This is a genomic window from Paralysiella testudinis, assembly GCF_016894345.1.
Lineage (GTDB): Bacteria > Pseudomonadota > Gammaproteobacteria > Burkholderiales > Neisseriaceae > Paralysiella > Paralysiella testudinis.
This window is the reverse complement of record NZ_CP069798.1, coordinates 1,223,775-1,244,000: the sequence shown is the minus strand read 5'-3', so window position 1 is coordinate 1,244,000 and position 20,226 is coordinate 1,223,775. Positions and strand designations below refer to the sequence as shown.

Genomic DNA, 20,226 nt, shown 5'->3' with positions numbered 1-20,226 from the left:
GAAAATTTCGCAAAGAATGCATCTAAATCAGGCCAGTCCCTGTACGCTTGCTCTGTCATGGCACGTTTAATCCTTCATTGGAGATGCAACTGCTTGGCTTGAATAAGTTGAATTAAATCTTGAACCAACATGTATATACTGCTTGAGGAGGCACCAAAATTAATGACTCGTTCATCATACAATGTGCCGTTGTCTTTATCCCATCCCGCTTCCAACACATGTAAAATTTCTTTTGGTTGGCTCATGAACAGATGATGGTCATCAATGATTCTGCCTAATTGTAATGCGACCTTATTTCCGTTCAAAAAAACCATGGCATAGAAAGCTTCTGACCAAACCACAGTCTCGCCATCATCCAGAGATAAAGAATCAATAAACTGCTCTATAATTGATTTCGGGAGCCCTTGTATTCGGATATGTTTAAAATCAGGGAGCTGGTGCGGGACTGTCATTTTGAGTTCCTCGTCCGAACAGGCTTCTCACGCAATCGGTAATTTTTGTCACAATCTCTTTAATATGCTCACGCATCTGCTCCAAAAATTCCATTAGCTGTTGGTAATGGCTCTTGTCTTCCCCTAACGTTTTAGGCACCTCAGCAGTTGCACTTTCCATGCTCTCCTGACTCCTTTCGTATTCATCAAAGGCGTTTTTAAAATGCTTATTATTCGAATCAAGGTAGCTAAAGTCGTTGGTCAAATATTCATGGTTGGCTTTCCAATCTGACAAAGCTTCATCCATTTTTGTTTTGGCGGCGCGAGCTTGTGAATCATTTTCAAACGCTTGATTGAAAACACTGGAAATATCTTCCATCCCAGATTCCGTGCTATTGATTCCAGCAATAACATCGGCCTCTGGAATGCCTTCTTTGCCAGCATATTCTTTAATTTGCTGCCTTACTTTTTGCATCTGTTTAGACTGCCACATCTCCTCTAAGCCACCTATATAATTGGTTTCGGCATTTTTAAGGTTTTCCATGCGGAACAACAAATTTGAGGGAATAGACGACTGTGATTCATTAATATTAATACTGGCCATGCCAGCAGCGATATTAACGTTATTTTCCCGCTCAATTGATTTACTGTCATTTAACGAATCATTGGCGGCCTCAGCCTGAGTTTGATTTGCAGCGGCTGCTTTTTTCATTTCATTACCTAAAGCATTAATGGCTTTAGAACCCAGTTGAGCTAATCCACCAGCAAAATTAGCTGTTAAGACCCATAATCTTCTGGAATGGATTTTCACGAAACAATTCAGGCTCTAGATTATAGCAATCTTCCAAAGCCTGCCAAGGCGTTTTGTACTTCAACGACCGTAAGGGGCGTTGATGGTTGTAATACAGCAAAAATACCATCAAGTGCCGTTTAAGTTCGTCAGGATGCTCATAGTGGAAGCGTTTGACCGTTACCTCTTTCAGCATCTTGTTGGTAATCTCCACCTGCCCGTTCGTCCATGGATGACGGAATTTCGTGGTACGGTGCTCAATGCCCAAATGCCGGCAAAGCTCGTCAAACGGATGCTCCTTATCAGGCCGTTGTGCTTGGCTCAGCAAGTTGTAGGTAAACTGCGCACCGTTGTCCGTTAGGATATGGGTGATTTTAAACACACAATCTTGTTGTAGGTTGCGCAGAAAAGAAACGGCGGTTTTCTGCGTCATACGCGGATGAAGTTCTGCATAAACATATTTGGTTTTGCGGTCGATGGCGACAAACAGGTACAGCTTGCCGGTTTCACAACGCACCTCGGTGATGTCGATATGGACAAAGCCAACCGGATATTGTTTGAATGTTTTTTACCTTTTTGGCCATCGGATTCATTCTTGGGTAAGCGCGACAATCCGTGATGTTGCAAGCACCGGTGCAGATTGGAGCGGCTCAGCTTTGGAATATTGGGCTTGAAGATGATATACAGCTCGTCCAATGACAGCCGCAGATGTCGCCGGACGGTACAGATTGCCTGCTGCTCCAATTCGGTCAACACGCTGGGGCGGGTTTTGGGGCCGGACTTTTTATCTTCGACCGAATCTGCGTGTTTCCAGTAGAGAACGGTTTTGAAATTAATATTGTATTTTTAGCTAACGCTGCGATGCTCTCTTCAGACTCTTGTATTTCTTTTCTGATTCTAGGCGTAGTCTTGGCGTTACCATGCAATATGCTTGCCATAAGTCGGTCTCTTTTAATTGGGGTAATGATACTCCATAAAATTCAGGGACTAAACAATTAGCCAAGCTTTGGCCAAGAGAAATTCCGGGCTGGCTAACTTGTTTCACAGCGCCGCCTTGATCAGTCTGTTGCTGCCGTATATCTGAATTGGACAGCGCCGAGGTTTGATTGGCCTCGTTTTTATTTACAATCTCTGCCAGCAAACTCAGAAGTTGGTTGGCCTCATCCTTTGCTTCATTAGCTTCTTCTTTTGGCTGCGCAGTGTCTACAGCTGCACTATTCGCTTCAGTCGATTTCACTATTTCTGTTACGGGTTGAGCAGCATTCTGATTTTGTTGGTACTGTTGTAGCAGCACGAGTAACTGCTTGCCAAAAGGCGTATTGATGAATCTTTGAAATTCATGTTCAGTTAATGGCCGCCGCTTTTCTTCAATTTCCTCTGCTTCATCATATTGGATAATCTCTGCATCAACGGCTATCACTTTTTCTTGTTCAAAATCTACTTTGTCTTCAAAAATCATTAATTGCTTTTCATCAGCAGAAACATCATCAGGGGTGGCAACCGCCCCCTCTACGCTCATCGCCAGCGCATCAGCAAGCTCACTTGGATCATCCTCAACCAGCTCGGTGACCACATCCGTGTTTTCCAGCACTTCCGATTCAGCGGCTTGCATTGCTACTAGAAATGCATCATTTACATCCGCCTCAACTGACTCAGGCATGTTCTCACCCGTCTCTGTTGTCCAATCGTCTTGTACAATAACTTCATCAATACTGGCCATGTGATTTCTCCTACCGAATGGTATTGCTGATTTGGTTTATTTTGCTTTCATTTTCTTTTTAATCGGCCATTATTTTCTGTCGCTCCAACCTGATTGATACTAAGTTGGCCAATTGTGCTTCAACTCGGCGCCGCCTACCGCCTCAAGGAAGAGTTCCTGAACATCTGGAATCTGGAAAACGAGTCTGACGCCAAGGAAGAGTACCGGCGCTGGCATTCAAGCCTGACCCCGGAGGAACGCCCTCAGTGGGCACCGCTGACCACGGCAATGAGCAACTGGGAGGCGGAAATCTTCGCCTACTTCGGTGACGGCAAGCGCAACACCAACGCCTTCACCGAGTCGATGAACCGGCAAATGAAAGACCTCAACCGGGCAGCACGGAGCATGTCGTTCGAGATGTTCCGGGCCAAGATGCTGTTCTCGGTTGAACACAGGATGAAGCGCAAGGAAAAGCCTCGCCGGGAATCGCCCTTCACAATGAGCTATGGCGTCCCTACGGACGCCGACCTTGCACGAGCGGCACCCGCCATGGTGGACATGGGGGTGCCTATAGGGAAGCTCTTGGAACGCTTCTTGGAGCCTCCCATCAACATCACGCCACCACCTTCGGAAGCCGGGTAGAAGTTCGCTTCATCAACCCGATATTCCGAATACCCCGTAAATCATTCGAATCTCCAAAAAGAAAGCCGCTTCTTTTTGAAGCGGCCGGAATTGGGTTGATGCTGATGCTGATGGTGGAACAAAGACAACTCTAGACTTGGGACAAAGCCTATTCCAATATATCCTGAAATTCTTGAATGGCAACTTGATACCCGCCACACCACGCCAAATAAGCCCAATTAGGGCGATTATCGTAATAGCCTGTCTCAGAAGATACAGCGCCCGATTTCTTGTTTTCTTTTAACCCTATAACCCTAACCTGAAAACCGGAAATTAAGGCAGCAATCAAGCTGCTTCACAGGCTCCGTCTCACTAAAGTGAGCAGACTCGGGAAACAACACAGCTATTCTTTATCAATAGCCAAGGTTGAATTCTGTTGGGGCAGGAAGACGGCATCGAACCGCCACACGCAGCGTTCGGTATCCCCAGAGGCTTTGCCCCGATACCTACCGGCCGCCGCTCTACCAATTAAGCTATTCCTGCGGTGCAATAAAAAAGCCACTTCGGTTCAAGTGGCTTTTTTACAGTGTTGATTCAATCAATTAATAAAAGAAAATCCATTATAAATGCCTTTCCACATCTTGTCGTTGGTGCAAAATGCGGATAACGTCCAAATGGTCGGCATACTCCAAAAAATAGATGACATGCGAGCCACAGAAATATTTTTGGAAATTAGGCAAAACAGAGGGACGCCCTTGTTTTGTACCCGCCGCCAGCCCTTCGAATGCGGCGACAAACCCGTTGTGGTAAGTATCCGCCTGCTCTATCGACCAGTTTTCAAGCGTGTACAGCCAAATTTCCTCAAGATCAGCTTCAGCCAAGGGCGATAATCGGTAAGGTTTAGCCATGCTTTGCATGCATCCGGTTTAAAAATGTCTCACTGTTGAATGGTTCCGGTTCACCGGATTGGCAGCCTGCATCCAAGGCATCTTGCAGTGCTTTTACCCGGGATTCATGCTCTTCCAGTAGGCGCAATCCGGCTCTGATAACATCGCTGGCTGAACCATAGCGCCCGCCTTGTACTTGGACATCAATAAAATTGGTGAAATGTTGTCCGAGGGATACAGATGTATTACGCATAAAATGCTCCTTGGAATATAGGCAATCTTGTAAATTATGGGCTGAAGTATTACCAATATATACCAAATATACATACTACGCCAAATAAAACCACACAAAAGCCCACTTAAACAAATGGGCTTGAATCTGGGCTTTCCTTACTGTGCTACAGGAACCGGATTATCCAGACACCAAGCAAAACGGCCGTTTTCACTGCGGCACCATTTTTCCAACCGCACCCGCAAAGAGTTGGGGTCGGGAATGATGGGGATGTTTTGCAGCAGATGGCTGAAATGGCGGTTTTCAAAGCTCAGGCTCATCAGGCTGTCTACGGCTACCTGAATCTGCTTTTCTTCGGTGGCAGTGAGTTTGCCGTTTTCATCTTCGCCGCACATGCCCACCAAGGTGTACAGAAACTCACGATTGGCCGGATTGTCCGGCAGTTGGAACGGATTCAGCCCGGTGGGTTTACCGGCTTCCAGTGCAAAATAATTCCCGCCCACCGCACGGATAAAAATTTCCATGCCCCGATCCAAATCCATCACAAACAGGCTGGGATTGAAGCGTTCGGTAAATGCCACAATGGCGGTTTGCAGTGTGGTTTTACCGGTGCCGGTGGCACCCAACATCAGGGTATGGCCGGCAATTTTTCGCCGATGTTGTCTTCTTTCGGATTGGAGAAATGCCAATTGAAGTCAAATACGGTTTTGGACACGGTTTGCAGCGGCATAACGGCACTGCCGTCACCCAAGGGGTTGCCGGTTTTTTGCCGTAGGAGTAGTTGTGGATGCCGAAGGTGGTGGCCAGATTGGCGGTGGTTTTGGGAAACGAGCGTGGCCGCTCTTTGCTGCCGGGCACTTGGCTGAAGAAGGTAGCCGGTGCCGACATGCCGGCTTTGGTGAAGCGGTAACCGCCGGCATTGAGGAAGGCCGAGTACGCGCGGGCACCGTTATCAGCAGCCTGTTCTGCCGTTTTACCATATACCACCAATACAGCATGATAATCACCGAACATCAGTTCACCGGTAACCAACTTGCCTTGTCCTTCCTGCAATTCTTCCATCTGCTCTTTGGCCATATCACCGGCCGATTCCAGATTGTTCAACTGTTTGCGGATGGTGCCCTGCATATCGTAAGGGTTTACAAAAATCAGGCTCTGGGTAAAGGTGAACTCAAACGGCAAGGTCAATATATTGGTGAGGATTTTCGGTTTGCTGACGCCGTAGTCTTTTAAATCCCACATCTGCGCAAACTTTCGTTTGCCAGCCTGTGGACGGATTTCGCAAACATCGGTACCAAAGTGCAAATCGGCACCGGCGATGGCTTGGTAAGCATCTATATTGGTCAGCGGTATTTGCTGATGGCTGCCGTTAATCAGGCTGCCAAAGAACTCATACACTTCTGAAAAAGCCACGCCATCTTGGTTTTGATAGGCACTCAATAAGGTGGGTTCATACGGCTCCAACATGCGCATCAAAATGGCGATTTGTTCTTCCGCTTCTTTGATGCCGCTGTTGATGTTGTCGGTTTTAATCACCACGCTTAAGTGAAAGACGTTTTCAAAATAGTCTTTTTCTTGGAAACGCTGCAAATATTTCTCGGTAAAGCGTTGGCAAAATGCGGTATCAAAGCGGTATTGGCGGTCAAAATTGATTTTTGCCGCTGCAATGTCCCCCACACCGCCAAGCGGTTACCGAGGGTTTTACCCATCCCGGCCAACAATAGGCGCAGTGACACAAACTGGGTAAAAGGTGCTTGTCGTCCACACCATCAAAGGTAAGCCCTGCATGCGGATGGTGAAACCCACATGGCCGGATTTGTAATGGACGATGTTATTGGTGACGTGTTGGCAGACTTTGGGCAGAAAGTCCGACTGTGCCGGCTGCCCCTTCAGCGCCTTGCTCAAAAAATCGCTGATAATCACTTTGTTGTCTCCCGTATTTGGTGGCGAGTATGGTATTGGTGCCATTGAACAGCTTGGCATTGCGGCGGCGAACAAACCATTGCATTTCCGACACAATAATGCGCAATGCTTGGTCATCGTTGGCACAGATATGGCGTAAAAGGCAATCATCGGCGCAGGTAACAACAGAAAAACAATGCCGAACCTTCTAGGAACGGCATTGCCACCATTGAGGCCATAACACCGGTAAAACCGCAGATGGCCAATGCCGGCAAAGGCACGCCGATTACCATTGCCTGTCGTGCCAGCCCGTTAAAGGTCATCTGCTCTGTGTGGATGTCTTCGGTTTTATGGGTAGCCATATCGAATCCTTAAAAGCTCATTGAGCCGCCTTTGGTAAACAACCAAGTAGCGAAGGCAATCGCGGCACCCGCACCCACAATCCATGCCGAGGTCTCCAGAATATCCGTCCAAGTCTTGCGCCCGCCAAAGCCCTGTACGAATTGCCACAATAAACACAGACCGGCCACCACACCCACTAACGCATAAACAGCGGTACGGACGGTTTTGGCCATATCGGAAACCTCATCGAAGCCGGCCGCTAATGCCATATTGGCAAAGCCCAACAACGAACACAGCAGCAATGCCTGCACCCAGTCGCGGGTATTTTTTAAAGTACGCATTTACATCTCCAAATAAGTGATAAAAACAAGTCATCAAACAAAAACCGCACATAGGCGGCAGATACAAAAAACCGCCTGATGGCGGTAAACACTAAAAATGGATAAAGCCATTTATTAGATTCGGGAAAATAAAACGGCAGGTTCATAGACGTTACGAAATCAGAAATTCAGAAAGACAGAAAATCCCTTATCAGTAACAAGAAGCTGCTTAAATAAATTCTGAAAATACATCCCATTGCTCCGGCACTCGGTCGGGTACTGCCGGGGCGGCGGCGGGTGTGGAAATCACGCCGGCGGTGGCCGGTGCTTCGGCATTAGTGGTGGCGGTCATCGGGCGGCCGGTTTTACCCTTGGCCGGAGCGGCGGCAACCGGGGTGCGGCCATCCACCGCAGGCACCCGCACGGTGGTGGCGGCTGAATTGGCGGCGGCACTGTTGACCACTTTCTGTACATACGACGGCTGACCGGCAAAGTCGCGGGTGAAGCCGAAGCGGAAATTGCCGCTGTAATAGCACGAGAAGGCTTTTGCAATGCTGACTGGCTTACCTTGCCGCCTTCGGCACGGTTGAAACAGTCGGTGAGGATTTGGGCACCGGTATTCAGGTTCTTACAGGGATCGAAACACAGTTTCATAATTCAGGCCGTATTTGGGCAGGTTGTATTTGTTGATTTGCGCCAGTCCCATACTGAAATTCCGCCCTTGGGCATGCAGCATCTTGGCAGCAGCCACCGCTTCGGCATGGGTACGCGGTTGGCGCTTCAATGCGCCTTTCACCACGCCGATGGCGTAAGGGTTGAAACCGCTCTCCACCCGGGCAATCGCCTGCATGGTGTCGTGGTGCACACCCGGTGCGCAGGCTTTGGCCAGTTCATTAAAATTAACCCGCTGGGCAGTAGCGGCAGCGGGTTGGTAAACGGCTTTTGCAAGGTCGGTGGGTTGGCGTTGGCCATGCCGATGGCCAAGCATGGCAGCAGCAGTTTGAAGATGGTTGGCTTCATGGTTCACTTTCAAATGAATTGATTTGGTGCAGATTGTGCAGCAGCATCCGTAAGCGGTCGGTGATTTTAAGGCGGTTCAAGCCGTTTTTACTGGTCTGAGCGCCGAGGGCTTGCTCGATTTCTTCAGGCAGCCGGAAACAGGGGTATTCGCCATCCAGTAGGTTTTGTATGTCTTCAAAAACTTCCGGGTTAATCTTTTGATTGAAAGATTTGCCAAAACCCAGCGTTTCCAATGCCGCTAAAGCCTTACAGGCAAAATACACATCATGGGCAATGATTTGTTGATGGTGTGCAGGTTGCAGCTGATCGCGGGTGTGCTGAAATATTTCTACATAGGATTGTTCATTATCAGACTCACCATCGATATGGTCATAACCGATGATGTGTACGCAGTACAAAACTCTTTCCAGTTGATTCAGCGAGAGAAGAAAAACACCCTGAGCCATGTGGCGGCTGATTTCACCTATCAGTGCAATTGTTTCCTGATATAGGAATTCTGTATCTTGATTCATTTCATATGCTCAAAACGGGATGTCGTCGTCAATATCATCCACAGGTACGGGGGCTGGCCGCTGACTGCTTTGACCACCAACAGGCGGCATTGCCGACGGTGTAGCTTGAGGTTGAGCCTCCTCAGCCGGGCGGTTTGCAGCCTTCACGCCAAGCTCCTTGCTGCCGAGCATTTTCATTTCGTTACCGATGATTTCATACGCAGTACGTTCCACCCCGTCTTTGCCGGTGTATTTACGGCTCTGAATGCGTCCGTCAATGTAAACCAAACCACCTTTGCGCAAATATTGCCCGGCGATTTCGCCCAGCTTGCGGTACAACACGATGCTGTGCCATTCGGTGCGGGTTTGACGGTTGCCGTCACGGTCTTTCCACTGTTCTTCAGTGGCAATGGAAAAATGGCATACGGCATCGCCGTTGGGCATATAGCGTACTTCCGGGTCGCGCCCGAGGCGGCCGATAAGTTGGACTTTGTTCACAGTCATGAGCGTACTCCATGTTTATTCAGGGCATAAAAATGCAAACTTAAACACCCTTCGAAGGTGCTTAAATTTGCATTCTGGTGCTACCAATCATTCGAAATCTACGAAAATCGGTGTGCCATATTTGTGACTAACTGTAGGTGATTTATACTGTATGTGGCTGTATGTGCAAGCATCACATATATTTAAAATCAAATATTTAATTATTTTATATAGGATTGAAAAACAGATAAGCGGCACCGTTATCGTGAAAATAATCTGTGGCCTCAATCTTGATTTGCCCCAAAAACACCAGAAGGCACTTGATTGTAGATAGGCCATTGCGGGTCTTGAATCCACTGCGGTGCTCGTTCTGAATACCGAAACAGAGTTTTAATTTTCTGTTTGGCGATTTTGATTTTCTGGGTTTTCGACAAGCCATCTTCATTGGGTAGTATGTGCGCTAAAAAATAATCCGCCGGTATATCAAGATATTCTAGCTGAATGGCCAAAATAAATTGGTACAGTTGGCCGTAAGGTTTGTTGGTCATATGGCTTACCTCTGCCAATGTCAAAAAATGCGCAACAATTCTTTCCGAATTCACCAGCCCGCTCAAAGAATCTCTATCGGCGCCTTTTATCAATTTGCGGCAGTAATTGGTGCTTGCCGGATATCGAGGATTGATAAATACACTCAGTAATGCCTGCATCCGCTCGGTATGCAAAGCCTGCTCCAATACTTCGGCGCCGATATTGCCATCAACAAAAGCCACCAAAACTTCCAACTCCGGCTGGTATGCTTGCACTTACGGTTTCATGATGATTACCCTTCGTTTTTGGCGCAGCATGCACGATTTACAAAAATAAGGCTACCTGAAAACGTTTATCCCGCTTTCAGGCAGCCTTTTTTAATACCAACGCCGCCGTTTATTTCACCAGTTTTAGCCCTTTTTTGCCTTTACCTTTAGGCTTGGTTTCTTCTGCTGATGGTGGTGCGGTATTAGTATCGGTTTCCGCCGCCGGTGCTGCTGCGGGCTCGCTATCGGCGGTTACGCCTTCGGTGCTGAGGGTGAGCGTGGCGGCCGGCGCCCATGGTTCCACTTCAAAACCCATGCCTTCGCCGCTTTCGCGCGCAAACAAGCTCACCACATGCCCCACCGGAATCCACACTTCTTCAGACACGCCGCCGAAACGGGCGGAAAAATGCACCCATTCATTGTCGATCACCAGCTTGTGGCTGGCATTGGGACCGATATTGAGCACGATTTCATTGTCGCGCACAAACTGCATCGGCACGCGGGTGTGCTCGTTTACCCACACGGCAATATGCGGGGTATGGCCGCTGTCGAGGCACCATTCGTATAAGGCGCGCAATAAATAAGGCTTGGTGCTTAATTCACTCATAATGCTCTTTCAGGCAGCCTTTTAAGCCGGCTGTCCGGTTTATTGCCGTAGGTCGGTTTTTTACATCCGACCTACGCATGATTGGCAAGAAATGCGCTTAGCGACGCATGGCTTTTTCGGCCGGGGTAAGCGCTTCGATAAACGAGTCGCGTTGGAATAGGCGCTCGGCGTATTTCAGCAGCGGTGCGGCCGATTTGCCCAGTTTGATGTCGTAGTGATCCAAACGCCACAGCAAGGGTGCCAGCGCCACATCAATCATGGAGAAGTCTTCGCCCAGAATATGTTTGTTTTTGGCGAATGCCGGTGCCAGCATGGTAAGGCCTTGGGCAATGGCTTCGCTGGCGCGGGTTTGCTCTTTATTGCTGACTTCGGGGTTTTCCAAGGTGAGCACATGCAAAAACAGCTCTTTTTCCATGCGGAACAACACCAAACGGCCACGGCCACGCATCACCGGGTCGCCCGGCATCAGCTGTGGGTGGGGAAAGCGCTCATCAATATATTCGTTGATGATGTTGGACTCGTGCAAAATCAGGTCGCGCTCCACCAGCACCGGTACTTGGTTGTAGGGGTTCATCACCGCCAAGTCTTCGGGTTTATTGAATACGTCGACATCTTTGATTTCAAAGTCCATGCCTTTTTCGTACAGCACAAAACGGCAGCGTTGGCTGAAGGGGCAGGTAATGCCTGAATAGAGGGTCATCATAAGGTAATGCTCCGCAATACTGCCCAATACCTTTCAGGCAGCCTGATTGATTAAAAACTGGGCAATTATACGCCTCTATGCTTTTTAAAGCCAGAAAACCCAGCTAAGTATTTATTTTGATAATAAAAAAGGCAAAACCGAAAGGGTTTTGCCTTTGTGTGGAATGCTGCCTGAAACTTAATGCACGTCTTTCCAGTATTCTTTTTTGAGGAAATACGCCAAGGGCAGCATTACCGCAAATAAGAACATCAACACCACGTAGCCAATTTGCTTGCGCTTCATTTGCGCCGGCTCGCCCATGTATACCATATAGGTCACCAAATCTTTGGCGTAAGTGTCGAACTCCGCCTCGCTCACTTTGCCATCCGGCATGGTGCGCGAATGCAGGCCAGTAGACTTCCAATACAGCTTGGGCTCCATCAGGCCAGTGTGTTCGTTTTTCACCCATACCGGCTGGCCTTTGTCGTCCAGCTCCACGGCGCGAATGCCTTGCTGCTCCCACAAGGGGTGCGGCATGCCCACTTTGTCAAACACGGTGTTGTTCCAGCCGCTGGGGCGGGTGGGGTCTTGATAGAAGCCGCGCAGGTAGGCATACAGGTAATCAGCACCGCGTGAACGGGCAATCAGGGTCAAATCCGGCGGCGGGGCGCCAAACCATTTCTTGGCATCGGCCGGATTCATGGCCGCCTGCATGGTGTCGCCGATTTTGTCGGTGGTGAACATCATGTTTTTCTTGATTTGGTCTTCGGTGAGGCCCAAATCAGTGAGGCGGTTGAAACGCATACCGCTGGCCGAGTGGCAAGACAGGCAATAGTTGGTGAAAATCTGCGCGCCGCGTTGCAGGCTCACTTGGTCGCCCAAGTCGATGTCTACCTTGGGATAGTGCCCGCCACCGGCAGCCAAGGCCACGCTCATGGGGGCAGCCAGCAACAAGGCCGCAAACCAGTTTTTCAATGTTTTTTTCATTTTCGCTGCCCTCATCAAATCATGGTCGCAAACAGGTAGGCACCAATCACGGTGATGGCCACATACACAAAGAACATTACTTTTTGCTTGCCTGTGCTCATGGTCACGCGCTCAGGCGGGGTGCGGTCTTTGTCCATCTTGGTGTAAAACGGCATGGCCAAGAAGAAGGCAAAGTAAATAAAGCTCAAAATCTGTGCCACCACGGTGCGGGTGCCGGTAGACGGCAAGGCACCCAGAATACCCAAACCGATAAAGGCGATAATGAACAGCACCAGCATGGTTTTGAAGATTGGGCCGCGATAACGCACCGATTTCACCGGCGATTTATCCAACCACGGCAACAAGGCAATCAGCACCACCGCCGCACCCATCGCCAACACGCCCCAAACCTGGGTACCGAAGAACGACGGAATGGCACGCAAAATGGCGTAGAACGGGGTGAAATACCATACCGGGGCAATGTGCGCCGGCGTTACCATCGGGTTGGCCGGGTCGAAGTTGGGCGCTTCTAAGAAGTAGCCGCCGCCTTCGGGTGCAAAGAACATAATCGCGCAGAACACAATCAGAAACACCACCACGGCCAAAATGTCTTTTACGGTGTAGTAGGGGTGGAACGGAATGCCGTCCAGCGGAATGCCTTGGGCATTTTTGTGTTTTTTGATTTCCACGCCATCAGGATTATTGGAGCCCACTTCGTGCAGGGCAATCAAGTGCGCAGCCACCAAGCCCACCAACACCAGCGGCACGGCAATCACGTGCAGGGCGAAAAAGCGGTTCAGTGTAACGTCGGACACGTTGAAGTCACCACGAATCCACACCGACAAATCAGGGCCAATCACCGGAATGGCGGCAAACAGGTTGATAATCACCTGCGCACCCCAAAACGACATTTGCCCCCACGGCAGCAAATAGCCCATAAAGGCTTCGGCCATCAACGCCAAGAAAATCAACGAGCCAAATACCCACACCAATTCGCGCGGTTTTTTGAACGAGCCGTAAATCAGGCCGCGGAACATGTGCAGATACACCACCACAAAGAACATCGAAGCACCGGTGGAGTGCATATAGCGGATAATCCAGCCGCCGGACACATCACGCATGATGTATTCCACCGAGGTAAACGCCACCGGCAGGTGATGGCTGTTGAGCGTGCCATCGGGTTTGTAGTTCATGGTGAGAAAAATACCACTGACAATCTGAATCACCAGCACCAACATCGCCAGCGAGCCGAAGAAATACCAGAAGTTGAAGTTTTTGGGCGCGTAGTATTCGGTTACGTGCTCTTTCATCATCTTCGACAAGGGGAAACGGGCGTCTACCCAGCCGAGCAATGATTTTTTTTCAGTAGTTTGGTTTGCCATTTGTTAAGCCCTTTATTTATCGTCGCCGACCAAAATCACGGCATCGCTCAGGTATTTGTATGGCGGAACCACCAAATTGGTCGGTGCCGGCACCCCTTTGTACACGCGGCCGGCCAAGTCGAACTTGGAGCCGTGGCACGGGCAGAAAAAGCCACCCTTCCATTGCGGGCCCAAATCAGCAGGCGCCACATCGGGGCGGAAAGTGGGCGAGCAGCCCAAGTGGGTACAAATACCAATGGCAACGAAAATATTGGGCTTGATGGAGCGCAATTCGTTTTGGGCGTAAGCCGGCTGGTGTTCCACTTCCGATTTCGGGTCAACCAGCTCACCATCCAGCGCGGGCAGCTCTTTTTGCTGCGCATCGGTGCGGTTTAACACCCAAATCGGCTTGCCTTGCCACTCAGCCGTAATCAGCTGCCCCGGCTCGATCCGGCTTACGTCGATTTCCACCGGCGCGCCTGCTGCCTTGGCTTTTTCAGAAGGAAAAAAGCTCAAGATAAACGGCGTTGCCACACCTGCGCCCGCCGCACCGGCGGCTGCCCCTGTGGCCAAGGTCAAAAAGCGGCGCCGACCTTGATTGATTTGTTGATTATCCATTGTCACTTGTCCTAGAACTTTGGGAAATACCGGCCATTAAACTGGGCAATTCTAACTGATTTTGACGCAATACTTAAGCCTATTTTTAAATCAGGTAAAGTTTTACAGCATATTTTGATTTTAAACAGGGTTTGCCTGGTCAAAAAACACAAATGGCAGGCCAAATTGTGCTTCTACCGCCGCTGCCAGCGCCTGCACGCCGTAGCGCTCGCTGGCATGGTGCCCGGCGGCCAAAAACGCCACCCCGGTTTCGTGTGCCAGATGGTATTGCGCTTCGGACACTTCACCGGTAATAAACGCATCCACACCCAAATCAATCGCTGCCTGAAAAAACCCTTGCGCCCCGCCGCTGCACCACGCGATTTTGTGCGCCATGCGATTGGGCTTATCACTGATTAACAGCGGTGCTGCGCCCAGCGTGGCACCAATGTCGGCCTGTAAACGCGTAAGTGTTACCGCTTCAGGCAGCCTACCCAACATCAATAGATTTTGCTCGCCGGTTTGGGCTTCCACCTGCCAGCCCAAACGGGCGGCGAGCTGGGCATTGTTGCCCCACTGCGGATGCACATCCAATGGCAGATGATAGCCCACCAGATTGATGTTGTGCGCCAGCAAAGCGGCGATGCGTTGCCGCTTCCAGCCCACAATGCCCACCGGCTCGCTTTTCCAAAACAGGCCGTGATGCACCAGCAGCATATCTGCGCCCTCGGCAGCGGCAAATTCAATTGCCGCACGGCTGGCCGTCACCGCGCACACGATTTTGTTCACCTGCGCTGCACCCTCTACTTGCAAGCCGTTGGGGGCATAGTCTTTAAACTGCGCTATCGCCAATTGCTGGTTGCACCAATCAATAATGTCGTTGCGTAATACCATGTTTTATCTTTCTATTGGCTACTGAAGCTATTTATCTACTGCTTAAAGGCTGCCTGAAACTTTTGTACTACCACATCCGTCGCACCTGCGTAGGCAGGTGCCCAGTTCGCAGTGAACTTGCGCAGCTAATGGCAAGCCGGAACCATTTTGAGCGCGTAAGTAAACGGTATCTTGCAAAAGCCTCAGAATTTATAAATCCTTGCCCATCCTTGCCCATAAGAGGCTGCCTGAAAACAAACCATGCTTTCAGGCAGCCTTTATTCAATACTCAATGCCGCCAACCCACATCAGCCATTCAGCCGCGCATGCAATGCCTGCACGCTGTAAACCTCGGTGGAAGACAGGCTTTTCACGCCTTCGCTCATCGCTTCGCCACCGGCCACGGTGGTGTATTGCGGGATGCGCATGGTGAGGGCGCTGCGGCGGATGCTGTGGCTGTCTTTTACCGATTGCGCATCGTTGCTCACGGTGTTAACCACCAAGGCGATTTCGCCGTTTTTAATCGCATCCACAATATGCGGGCGGCCTTCGAGCACTTTATTGATGACGGTAACCTCTATGCCCTGCCCTTTAAGATAAGCCGCCGTGCCGCGGGTGGCCACCACTTCGTAGCCGAGCGATTGGAAATTTTGCACGGTTTTTACCACATTCGGTTTGTCTTCATTGCGCACGGCGATAAACACCTTGCCCACCGCAGGCATACGCTCGCCCGCACCCAATTGGGCTTTTAAATAGGCTTCGGAAAAGGTTTCGCCCACACCCATCACTTCGCCGGTGGAGCGCATTTCCGGGCCCAGAATGGTGTCGACACCCGGGAATTTGATAAACGGGAACACCGCTTCTTTCACCGCATAGAAGTCCGGCACCACTTCGGTGCTGAAATTTTGCTCGGCCAAAGAAATCCCTGCCATGGCGCGGGCGCCGATTTTGGCCAGCGGCACGCTGGTAGCTTTGGACACAAACGGCACGGTGCGGCTGGCACGCGGGTTGACTTCCAGCACATACACCACACCGTCTTGCACCGCAAACTGCACATTCATCAGCCCCACCACATTCAGCGCATAGGCCATCGCCTTGGTTTGGCGGCGGATTTCGTCTTGCACTTCAGCGCTGAGCGAATACGGCGGCAACGAGCAGCCGGAGTCGCCGGAGTGAATACCGGCCTGCTCCACGTGCTGCATAATGCCGCCAATCACCACTTCTTTGCCGTCGGACACGCAATCCACATCCACTTCAATGGCATTGTTTAAGAAGAAATCAAGCAGCACCGGGCTGTCGTTCGACACCTGCACCGCTTCGCGCATATAGGTGCGCAAATCATCGGCCGAATGCACCACCTGCATGGCGCGACCACCCAATACGTAAGACGGGCGCACCACCAGCGGATAGCCGATTTCTTCGGCCAACAGCAGCGCTTCGTCTTCGGCGCGCGCGGTGCGGTTAGGCGGCTGCTTCAAACCCAAATCGTGCAGCACTTTTTGGAAGCGCTCGCGGTCTTCGGCGGCGTCAATCGAATCGGCAGAAGTGCCGATAATGTTCACCCCGCAGGCCACCAAATCATTGGCCAGCTTGAGCGGGGTTTGGCCGCCGTAATGCACAATCACGCCGTAGGGGTTTTCTACGCGCACGATTTCCAGCACGTCTTCCAAGGTGAGCGGCTCGAAATAAAGGCGGTCGGAAGTGTCGAAATCGGTGGACACGGTTTCGGGATTGCAATTCACCATAATGGTTTCAAAGCCCGATTCGCGCAGCGCCAAAGCGGCGTGCACGCAACAATAATCAAACTCGATGCCTTGGCCGATGCGGTTGGGGCCGCCGCCCAAAATCATCACTTTTTTGCGCTCGCTGGGGCGCGCTTCGCATTCTTCTTCGTATGTTGAATACAGATAAGCGGTATCGGAAGCAAACTCGGCCGCACAGGTATCTACGCGCTTGTATACCGGATGCAGTTGCAAGGCATGGCGGTGGTCGCGCAAGGTTTTTTCAGGCAGCCCCAGCAATTGCGCCAAGCGTTGGTCGGCAAAGCCTTTGCGTTTTAAGGTGCGCAGGCGGGCGTAATCCAAATCATCAAGGCTGCCTGAAGCCACTGCCGCTTCTTCTTGCACCAGGTTTTCGATTTGCACCAAAAACCACGGGTCGATGGCGCAAATATCGAAAATCTCCGCCACGCTAAAGCCCGCGCGAAAGGCATCGGCCACATACAACATGCGCTCGGGGCCGGGGTTGGCCAGCTCGCGCTGAATCACGCTTTTGTCTTGGGTGAGCGGGTTAAAGCCGCACAAGCCAGTTTCCAAGCCACGCAAGGCTTTTTGGAATGATTCTTGAATGGTGCGCCCCATCGCCATCACCTCGCCCACCGATTTCATCTGCGTGGTGAGGCGGTCGTCGGCAGCGGGGAATTTTTCAAACGCAAAACGCGGGATTTTGGTGACCACATAATCAATGCTCGGCTCAAACGAAGCCGGGGTGCGCCCGCCGGTGATGTCGTTTTGCAATTCATTGAGCGTGTAGCCCACCGCCAATTTAGCCGCCACTTTGGCAATCGGAAAACCGGTGGCTTTAGAAGCCAGCGCGGAGGAGCGGCTCACGCGCGGGTTCATCTCAATCACAATCATCTCGCCGTTAGCCGGGTTTACCGCAAACTGCACATTCGAGCCGCCGGTGTCGACACCGATTTCACGCAACACCGCCAAGCTGGCATTGCGCATGATTTGGTATTCTTTGTCGGTGAGTGTTTGTGCGGGGGCTACGGTGATGGAGTCGCCCGTGTGCACGCCCATCGGGTCGAAGTTTTCAATCGAGCAGATGATGATGCAATTATCGTTGCGGTCGCGCACCACTTCCATCTCATACTCTTTCCAGCCCAACACCGATTGCTCAATCAGCAATTCATGCGTGGGCGACGCATCGAAACCGCGCTCGCAAATGGCCAGAAATTCGTCTTTATTATAAGCAATACCGCCGCCGGAGCCGCCCATGGTAAACGAGGGGCGAATCAGCGTGGGAAAGCCTACTTCGGCCTGCGCCGCCAACGATTCTTCCATGGTGTGGCACACAAACGACTGCGGCGTGTGCAGGCCGATTTTGGCCATTGCTTCTTTAAAGCGGCCGCGGTCTTCGGCTTTATCAATCGCATCTTCCGTGGCGCCAATCAGCTCCACATCGTATTTCGCCAACACGCCGTGTTTAGCCAAATCGAGCGCACAATTGAGCGCCGTTTGCCCGCCCATGGTGGGCAAAATGGCATCGGGGCGCTCTTTGGCGATAATCTTTTCCACCGTTTGCCACATAATCGGCTCGATATAGGTCACATCGGCCATATCGGGGTCGGTCATAATCGTGGCGGGGTTGGAATTGACGAGGATGACTTTATAGCCTTCTTCGCGCAAAGCCTTACAAGCCTGCGCGCCGGAATAGTCGAATTCACAGGCTTGGCCGATCACAATAGGGCCGGCGCCGATGATCAGGATGGATTTTAGGTCGGTACGTTTGGGCATTTTTTCTCTCGCTTCGGGTTATTTCAATTTCAATTTTATCGGTTTCAGGCTGCCTGAAAATATCGCCGCTTCCTTATTCTTTTCCATCACAAAGCTTCGTCTCAACAAATCCATATGGATCAATAATGTATTCCGAAACTTGTTTATCTACGCAAGCACTTAGGCCAAACAAGGCCAAGGAATGGCCTTTGCCTTCGCGGGTGAGCAGGTGGCCGCCAAAGGCTTTGGCCATGGCTTGGGCATTGCGGTAGGGCGTGGTGCCGTCGTGGGTTTGCGCCACAAACAGCAGTTTGGGCAGGCGCGGATCGGGTTTGGGGGTATGCGCTACATCGGTGCCGGGATGCGGCCAATAGGAGCAAGGCTCCAGCAATTCTTCATCGCTTTTGGCGCGGTAGTTATCAAAGCGGGAGGCGGCGTCGATTTTACGCAGGCGCTGCAATTCCTGTTCGCGCTGCAGTTGCAAAGCGGCATCGGCGCAATTGATAACGGTGAGCGCATCGTCTTCGTGTTCGCCTGCGGGCGCTTGGTATTTCAGGCGGTTGTAGCTGCCGGTGCGGCCTTGCTGTAAGTCGCGCATGGTTTTGGCCAAATCCGGCCAGCCTTCCTGCCACAGCATTTCGGTGCTCATCAGCCCGATTAAGGCATCGCTGTCGATGGCTTCGCCTTGTTTATCGGTGAGCGGGTGCTCATTCAGCTTGGCCAGTAAGGCGTGCATACGCTGGTTGGCGGCTTCCGGCTCGGCGGCCAGCGGGCAATGGCGCTGATTTTGCGCACACCAGGCGGCAAAGTGTTCAAAGGTATCTTGATAGCCCTGCTCTTGGGTGAACCGCTGCGTGGTTAAGTCTTCAGCCAAATCCACCACGCCATCCAATACGGCGCTGCGCACATGGGCGGGATAGCGCTGGGCATACAGCGCGGCCACTTTGGTGCCGTAGGAGTAGCTCACCAAATTCCAGCGGTCTATGCCCAGCGCACGGCGGATGGATTCCACATCTTCCACTGCATCGCGCGTGCTCATGTATTTGAGTGTGTCCTCACCCATATGGTTAACACAACTGGCTACATAGGTTTGGCTATCGGGTGTTGTTTTACTTTCTTCTGGCATCGGGCAGGCAATGGTGGGCAACGAAGGCGCTACGCCGCGCGGTGAGTAGCCGATAATATCGTATTCGCGCAACAATTGCCGCGTGGCGGCGCTGTTGGCCACAGCCGGGTTAATCCCCGCCTGCCCCGGCCCGCCGGCAATCAGCAGCATTGCACCTTGGCTGTTTTTGGCACGCTGGCGGGTGAGCGCCAGCTTCACTTCGCGCTGATGGGCAGCTTCTTGCGGCTGGTAAGACAAGGGCACCGATAACACAGCACACTCCAACCCGGGCGCCGCCGGCGCTTGTTTGCTGAACCAGCCTTTAAACGCCGCTGCGCGGCAGCTTTGCCAGTTTACGTCGCCTGCTGTGGGTGCGGCGTTGGCAATTGGTAATACACCTAGCGCTAAAAATGCCAGTAAACAGGCAGCTACGGCGGGTTTTACGTTCGATTTTGTGTTGGTTTTCATATTCACTTTATTGTGAGGCTTCAGGCAGCCTAAACACGCCCTCGCCCACCGCGATTAC

24 protein-coding genes, 1 tRNA gene and 1 pseudogene are annotated in these 20,226 nt (G+C 51.3%); 1 reads left to right on the top strand and 25 read right to left on the bottom strand.

Annotation, left to right across the window (positions count from 1 at the left end; translation table 11 throughout):
- Positions 1–74: 74 nt before the first annotated feature.
- The 4 genes from JQU52_RS06405 to JQU52_RS06390 all read right to left on the bottom strand — a co-directional run bounded on the left by JQU52_RS06405 (position 75) and on the right by JQU52_RS06390 (position 2,941).
- Complete coding sequence (locus JQU52_RS06405; RefSeq protein WP_230340298.1) at positions 75–452, bottom strand: hypothetical protein; 378 nt, start codon at positions 450–452, stop codon at positions 75–77.
- Positions 427–1,242 (bottom strand): hypothetical protein, encoded by an 816-nt coding sequence (locus tag JQU52_RS06400; RefSeq protein ID WP_230340297.1) that lies wholly within the window; start codon positions 1,240–1,242, stop codon positions 427–429. Before JQU52_RS06400 ends, JQU52_RS06405 begins: the two co-directional genes overlap by 26 nt.
- Positions 1,202–1,753: a DDE-type integrase/transposase/recombinase gene (locus JQU52_RS06395; RefSeq protein WP_328301377.1), complete on the bottom strand. Its 552-nt coding sequence runs from the start codon at positions 1,751–1,753 to the stop codon at positions 1,202–1,204. Before JQU52_RS06395 ends, JQU52_RS06400 begins: the two co-directional genes overlap by 41 nt.
- Positions 1,754–2,071: 318 nt before the next feature.
- Complete coding sequence (locus JQU52_RS06390; protein ID WP_230340296.1) at positions 2,072–2,941, bottom strand: hypothetical protein; 870 nt, start codon at positions 2,939–2,941, stop codon at positions 2,072–2,074.
- Between the two features lie 120 nt (positions 2,942–3,061).
- On the opposite strand from JQU52_RS06390, the pseudogene JQU52_RS06385 reads away from it, so the two are divergent.
- Positions 3,062–3,562 (top strand): annotated as a pseudogene (locus tag JQU52_RS06385) (transposase); the annotation flags it as partial.
- Between the two features lie 416 nt (positions 3,563–3,978).
- Here the strand turns inward: JQU52_RS06385 and JQU52_RS06380 are convergent.
- The 21 genes from JQU52_RS06380 to JQU52_RS06280 all read right to left on the bottom strand — a co-directional run bounded on the left by JQU52_RS06380 (position 3,979) and on the right by JQU52_RS06280 (position 20,168).
- A tRNA-OTHER gene (locus tag JQU52_RS06380) sits at positions 3,979–4,084 on the bottom strand.
- Positions 4,085–4,161: 77 nt separating this feature from the next.
- The gene (locus JQU52_RS06375) at positions 4,162–4,449 is read right to left on the bottom strand and encodes a type II toxin-antitoxin system RelE/ParE family toxin (RefSeq protein ID WP_230340295.1); all 288 of its coding nucleotides are present in this window, start codon (positions 4,447–4,449) and stop codon (positions 4,162–4,164) included.
- Entirely contained in the window at positions 4,442–4,681 is a 240-nt protein-coding gene (locus JQU52_RS06370) for a type II toxin-antitoxin system ParD family antitoxin (RefSeq protein WP_230340294.1), read from the bottom strand. Before JQU52_RS06370 ends, JQU52_RS06375 begins: the two co-directional genes overlap by 8 nt.
- A gap of 137 nt (positions 4,682–4,818) precedes the next feature.
- Positions 4,819–5,289: a hypothetical protein gene (locus JQU52_RS06365; RefSeq protein ID WP_230340293.1), complete on the bottom strand. Its 471-nt coding sequence runs from the start codon at positions 5,287–5,289 to the stop codon at positions 4,819–4,821.
- Entirely contained in the window at positions 5,264–6,337 is a 1,074-nt protein-coding gene (locus JQU52_RS06360; RefSeq protein ID WP_230340292.1) for a VirB4 family type IV secretion/conjugal transfer ATPase, read from the bottom strand. The genes JQU52_RS06365 and JQU52_RS06360 overlap by 26 nt, the downstream gene beginning before the upstream one ends.
- Before the next feature lie 24 nt (positions 6,338–6,361).
- The gene (locus tag JQU52_RS06355; protein WP_230340291.1) at positions 6,362–6,583 is read right to left on the bottom strand and encodes a hypothetical protein; all 222 of its coding nucleotides are present in this window, start codon (positions 6,581–6,583) and stop codon (positions 6,362–6,364) included.
- 146 nt (positions 6,584–6,729) lie between these two features.
- Positions 6,730–6,924: a hypothetical protein gene (locus JQU52_RS06350; protein WP_230340290.1), complete on the bottom strand. Its 195-nt coding sequence runs from the start codon at positions 6,922–6,924 to the stop codon at positions 6,730–6,732.
- A gap of 9 nt (positions 6,925–6,933) precedes the next feature.
- Positions 6,934–7,245, bottom strand: coding sequence for a TrbC/VirB2 family protein (locus JQU52_RS06345; protein ID WP_230340114.1), 312 nt, complete (start codon positions 7,243–7,245; stop codon positions 6,934–6,936).
- A gap of 208 nt (positions 7,246–7,453) precedes the next feature.
- Positions 7,454–7,687, bottom strand: coding sequence for a hypothetical protein (locus JQU52_RS06340; protein ID WP_230340289.1), 234 nt, complete (start codon positions 7,685–7,687; stop codon positions 7,454–7,456).
- Positions 7,688–7,852: 165 nt separating this feature from the next.
- Positions 7,853–8,251, bottom strand: coding sequence for a transglycosylase SLT domain-containing protein (locus tag JQU52_RS06335; RefSeq protein WP_230340534.1), 399 nt, complete (start codon positions 8,249–8,251; stop codon positions 7,853–7,855).
- Positions 8,241–8,756, bottom strand: a complete 516-nt coding sequence (locus tag JQU52_RS06330; protein WP_230340288.1) for a hypothetical protein — start codon at positions 8,754–8,756, stop codon at positions 8,241–8,243. The genes JQU52_RS06335 and JQU52_RS06330 overlap by 11 nt, the downstream gene beginning before the upstream one ends.
- Before the next feature lie 9 nt (positions 8,757–8,765).
- Positions 8,766–9,239, bottom strand: coding sequence for a single-stranded DNA-binding protein (locus JQU52_RS06325; protein WP_230340111.1), 474 nt, complete (start codon positions 9,237–9,239; stop codon positions 8,766–8,768).
- 263 nt (positions 9,240–9,502) lie between these two features.
- Entirely contained in the window at positions 9,503–10,021 is a 519-nt protein-coding gene (locus tag JQU52_RS06320; protein WP_230340287.1) for a hypothetical protein, read from the bottom strand.
- A 121-nt stretch (positions 10,022–10,142) separates the two neighbouring features.
- Entirely contained in the window at positions 10,143–10,619 is a 477-nt protein-coding gene (locus tag JQU52_RS06315) for a ClpXP protease specificity-enhancing factor (RefSeq protein ID WP_230340286.1), read from the bottom strand.
- Positions 10,620–10,716: 97 nt separating this feature from the next.
- A complete protein-coding gene (locus JQU52_RS06310; protein WP_230340285.1) occupies positions 10,717–11,322 on the bottom strand; it encodes a glutathione S-transferase N-terminal domain-containing protein in 606 nt (201 codons plus the stop codon).
- 177 nt (positions 11,323–11,499) lie between these two features.
- A complete protein-coding gene (locus tag JQU52_RS06305) occupies positions 11,500–12,288 on the bottom strand; it encodes a cytochrome c1 (RefSeq protein WP_230340284.1) in 789 nt (262 codons plus the stop codon).
- Between the two features lie 14 nt (positions 12,289–12,302).
- Entirely contained in the window at positions 12,303–13,649 is a 1,347-nt protein-coding gene (locus JQU52_RS06300) for a cytochrome b (RefSeq protein WP_230340283.1), read from the bottom strand.
- Between the two features lie 12 nt (positions 13,650–13,661).
- On the bottom strand, positions 13,662–14,246 hold the full coding sequence (gene petA / locus JQU52_RS06295; protein ID WP_230340282.1) for a ubiquinol-cytochrome c reductase iron-sulfur subunit: 585 nt from the start codon (positions 14,244–14,246) through the stop codon (positions 13,662–13,664).
- Positions 14,247–14,366: 120 nt separating this feature from the next.
- Positions 14,367–15,119 carry a Nif3-like dinuclear metal center hexameric protein gene (locus tag JQU52_RS06290; protein WP_230340281.1) on the bottom strand — a complete coding sequence of 251 codons (753 nt, stop codon included), beginning with the start codon at positions 15,117–15,119 and terminating at the stop codon, positions 14,367–14,369.
- 287 nt (positions 15,120–15,406) lie between these two features.
- Positions 15,407–18,616 carry a carbamoyl-phosphate synthase large subunit gene (gene carB / locus JQU52_RS06285; RefSeq protein ID WP_230340280.1) on the bottom strand — a complete coding sequence of 1,070 codons (3,210 nt, stop codon included), beginning with the start codon at positions 18,614–18,616 and terminating at the stop codon, positions 15,407–15,409.
- 73 nt (positions 18,617–18,689) lie between these two features.
- On the bottom strand, positions 18,690–20,168 hold the full coding sequence (locus JQU52_RS06280) for an alpha/beta hydrolase (RefSeq protein ID WP_230340279.1): 1,479 nt from the start codon (positions 20,166–20,168) through the stop codon (positions 18,690–18,692).
- Positions 20,169–20,226 lie beyond the last annotated feature (58 nt).

Bases quoted from the DNA above. Each gene is read 5' to 3' on its own strand.
- JQU52_RS06390 (WP_230340296.1), bottom strand. From the start codon at position 2,941: ATGGCCAGTATTGATGAAGTTATTGTACAAGACGATTGGACAACAGAG.
- JQU52_RS06310 (WP_230340285.1), bottom strand. From the start codon at position 11,322: ATGATGACCCTCTATTCAGGCATTACCTGCCCCTTCAGCCAACGCTGC.
- JQU52_RS06405 (WP_230340298.1), bottom strand. From the start codon at position 452: ATGACAGTCCCGCACCAGCTCCCTGATTTTAAACATATCCGAATACAA.
- JQU52_RS06365 (WP_230340293.1), bottom strand. From the start codon at position 5,289: ATGTTGGGTGCCACCGGCACCGGTAAAACCACACTGCAAACCGCCATT.
- JQU52_RS06370 (WP_230340294.1), bottom strand. From the start codon at position 4,681: ATGCGTAATACATCTGTATCCCTCGGACAACATTTCACCAATTTTATT.
- JQU52_RS06315 (WP_230340286.1), bottom strand. From the start codon at position 10,619: ATGAGTGAATTAAGCACCAAGCCTTATTTATTGCGCGCCTTATACGAA.
- JQU52_RS06345 (WP_230340114.1), bottom strand. From the start codon at position 7,245: ATGCGTACTTTAAAAAATACCCGCGACTGGGTGCAGGCATTGCTGCTG.
- JQU52_RS06350 (WP_230340290.1), bottom strand. From the start codon at position 6,924: ATGGCTACCCATAAAACCGAAGACATCCACACAGAGCAGATGACCTTT.
- carB (WP_230340280.1), bottom strand. From the start codon at position 18,616: ATGCCCAAACGTACCGACCTAAAATCCATCCTGATCATCGGCGCCGGC.
- JQU52_RS06330 (WP_230340288.1), bottom strand. From the start codon at position 8,756: ATGAATCAAGATACAGAATTCCTATATCAGGAAACAATTGCACTGATA.
- JQU52_RS06305 (WP_230340284.1), bottom strand. From the start codon at position 12,288: ATGAAAAAAACATTGAAAAACTGGTTTGCGGCCTTGTTGCTGGCTGCC.
- petA (WP_230340282.1), bottom strand. From the start codon at position 14,246: ATGGATAATCAACAAATCAATCAAGGTCGGCGCCGCTTTTTGACCTTG.
- JQU52_RS06290 (WP_230340281.1), bottom strand. From the start codon at position 15,119: ATGGTATTACGCAACGACATTATTGATTGGTGCAACCAGCAATTGGCG.
- JQU52_RS06375 (WP_230340295.1), bottom strand. From the start codon at position 4,449: ATGGCTAAACCTTACCGATTATCGCCCTTGGCTGAAGCTGATCTTGAG.
- JQU52_RS06325 (WP_230340111.1), bottom strand. From the start codon at position 9,239: ATGACTGTGAACAAAGTCCAACTTATCGGCCGCCTCGGGCGCGACCCG.
- JQU52_RS06280 (WP_230340279.1), bottom strand. From the start codon at position 20,168: ATGAAAACCAACACAAAATCGAACGTAAAACCCGCCGTAGCTGCCTGT.
- JQU52_RS06300 (WP_230340283.1), bottom strand. From the start codon at position 13,649: ATGGCAAACCAAACTACTGAAAAAAAATCATTGCTCGGCTGGGTAGAC.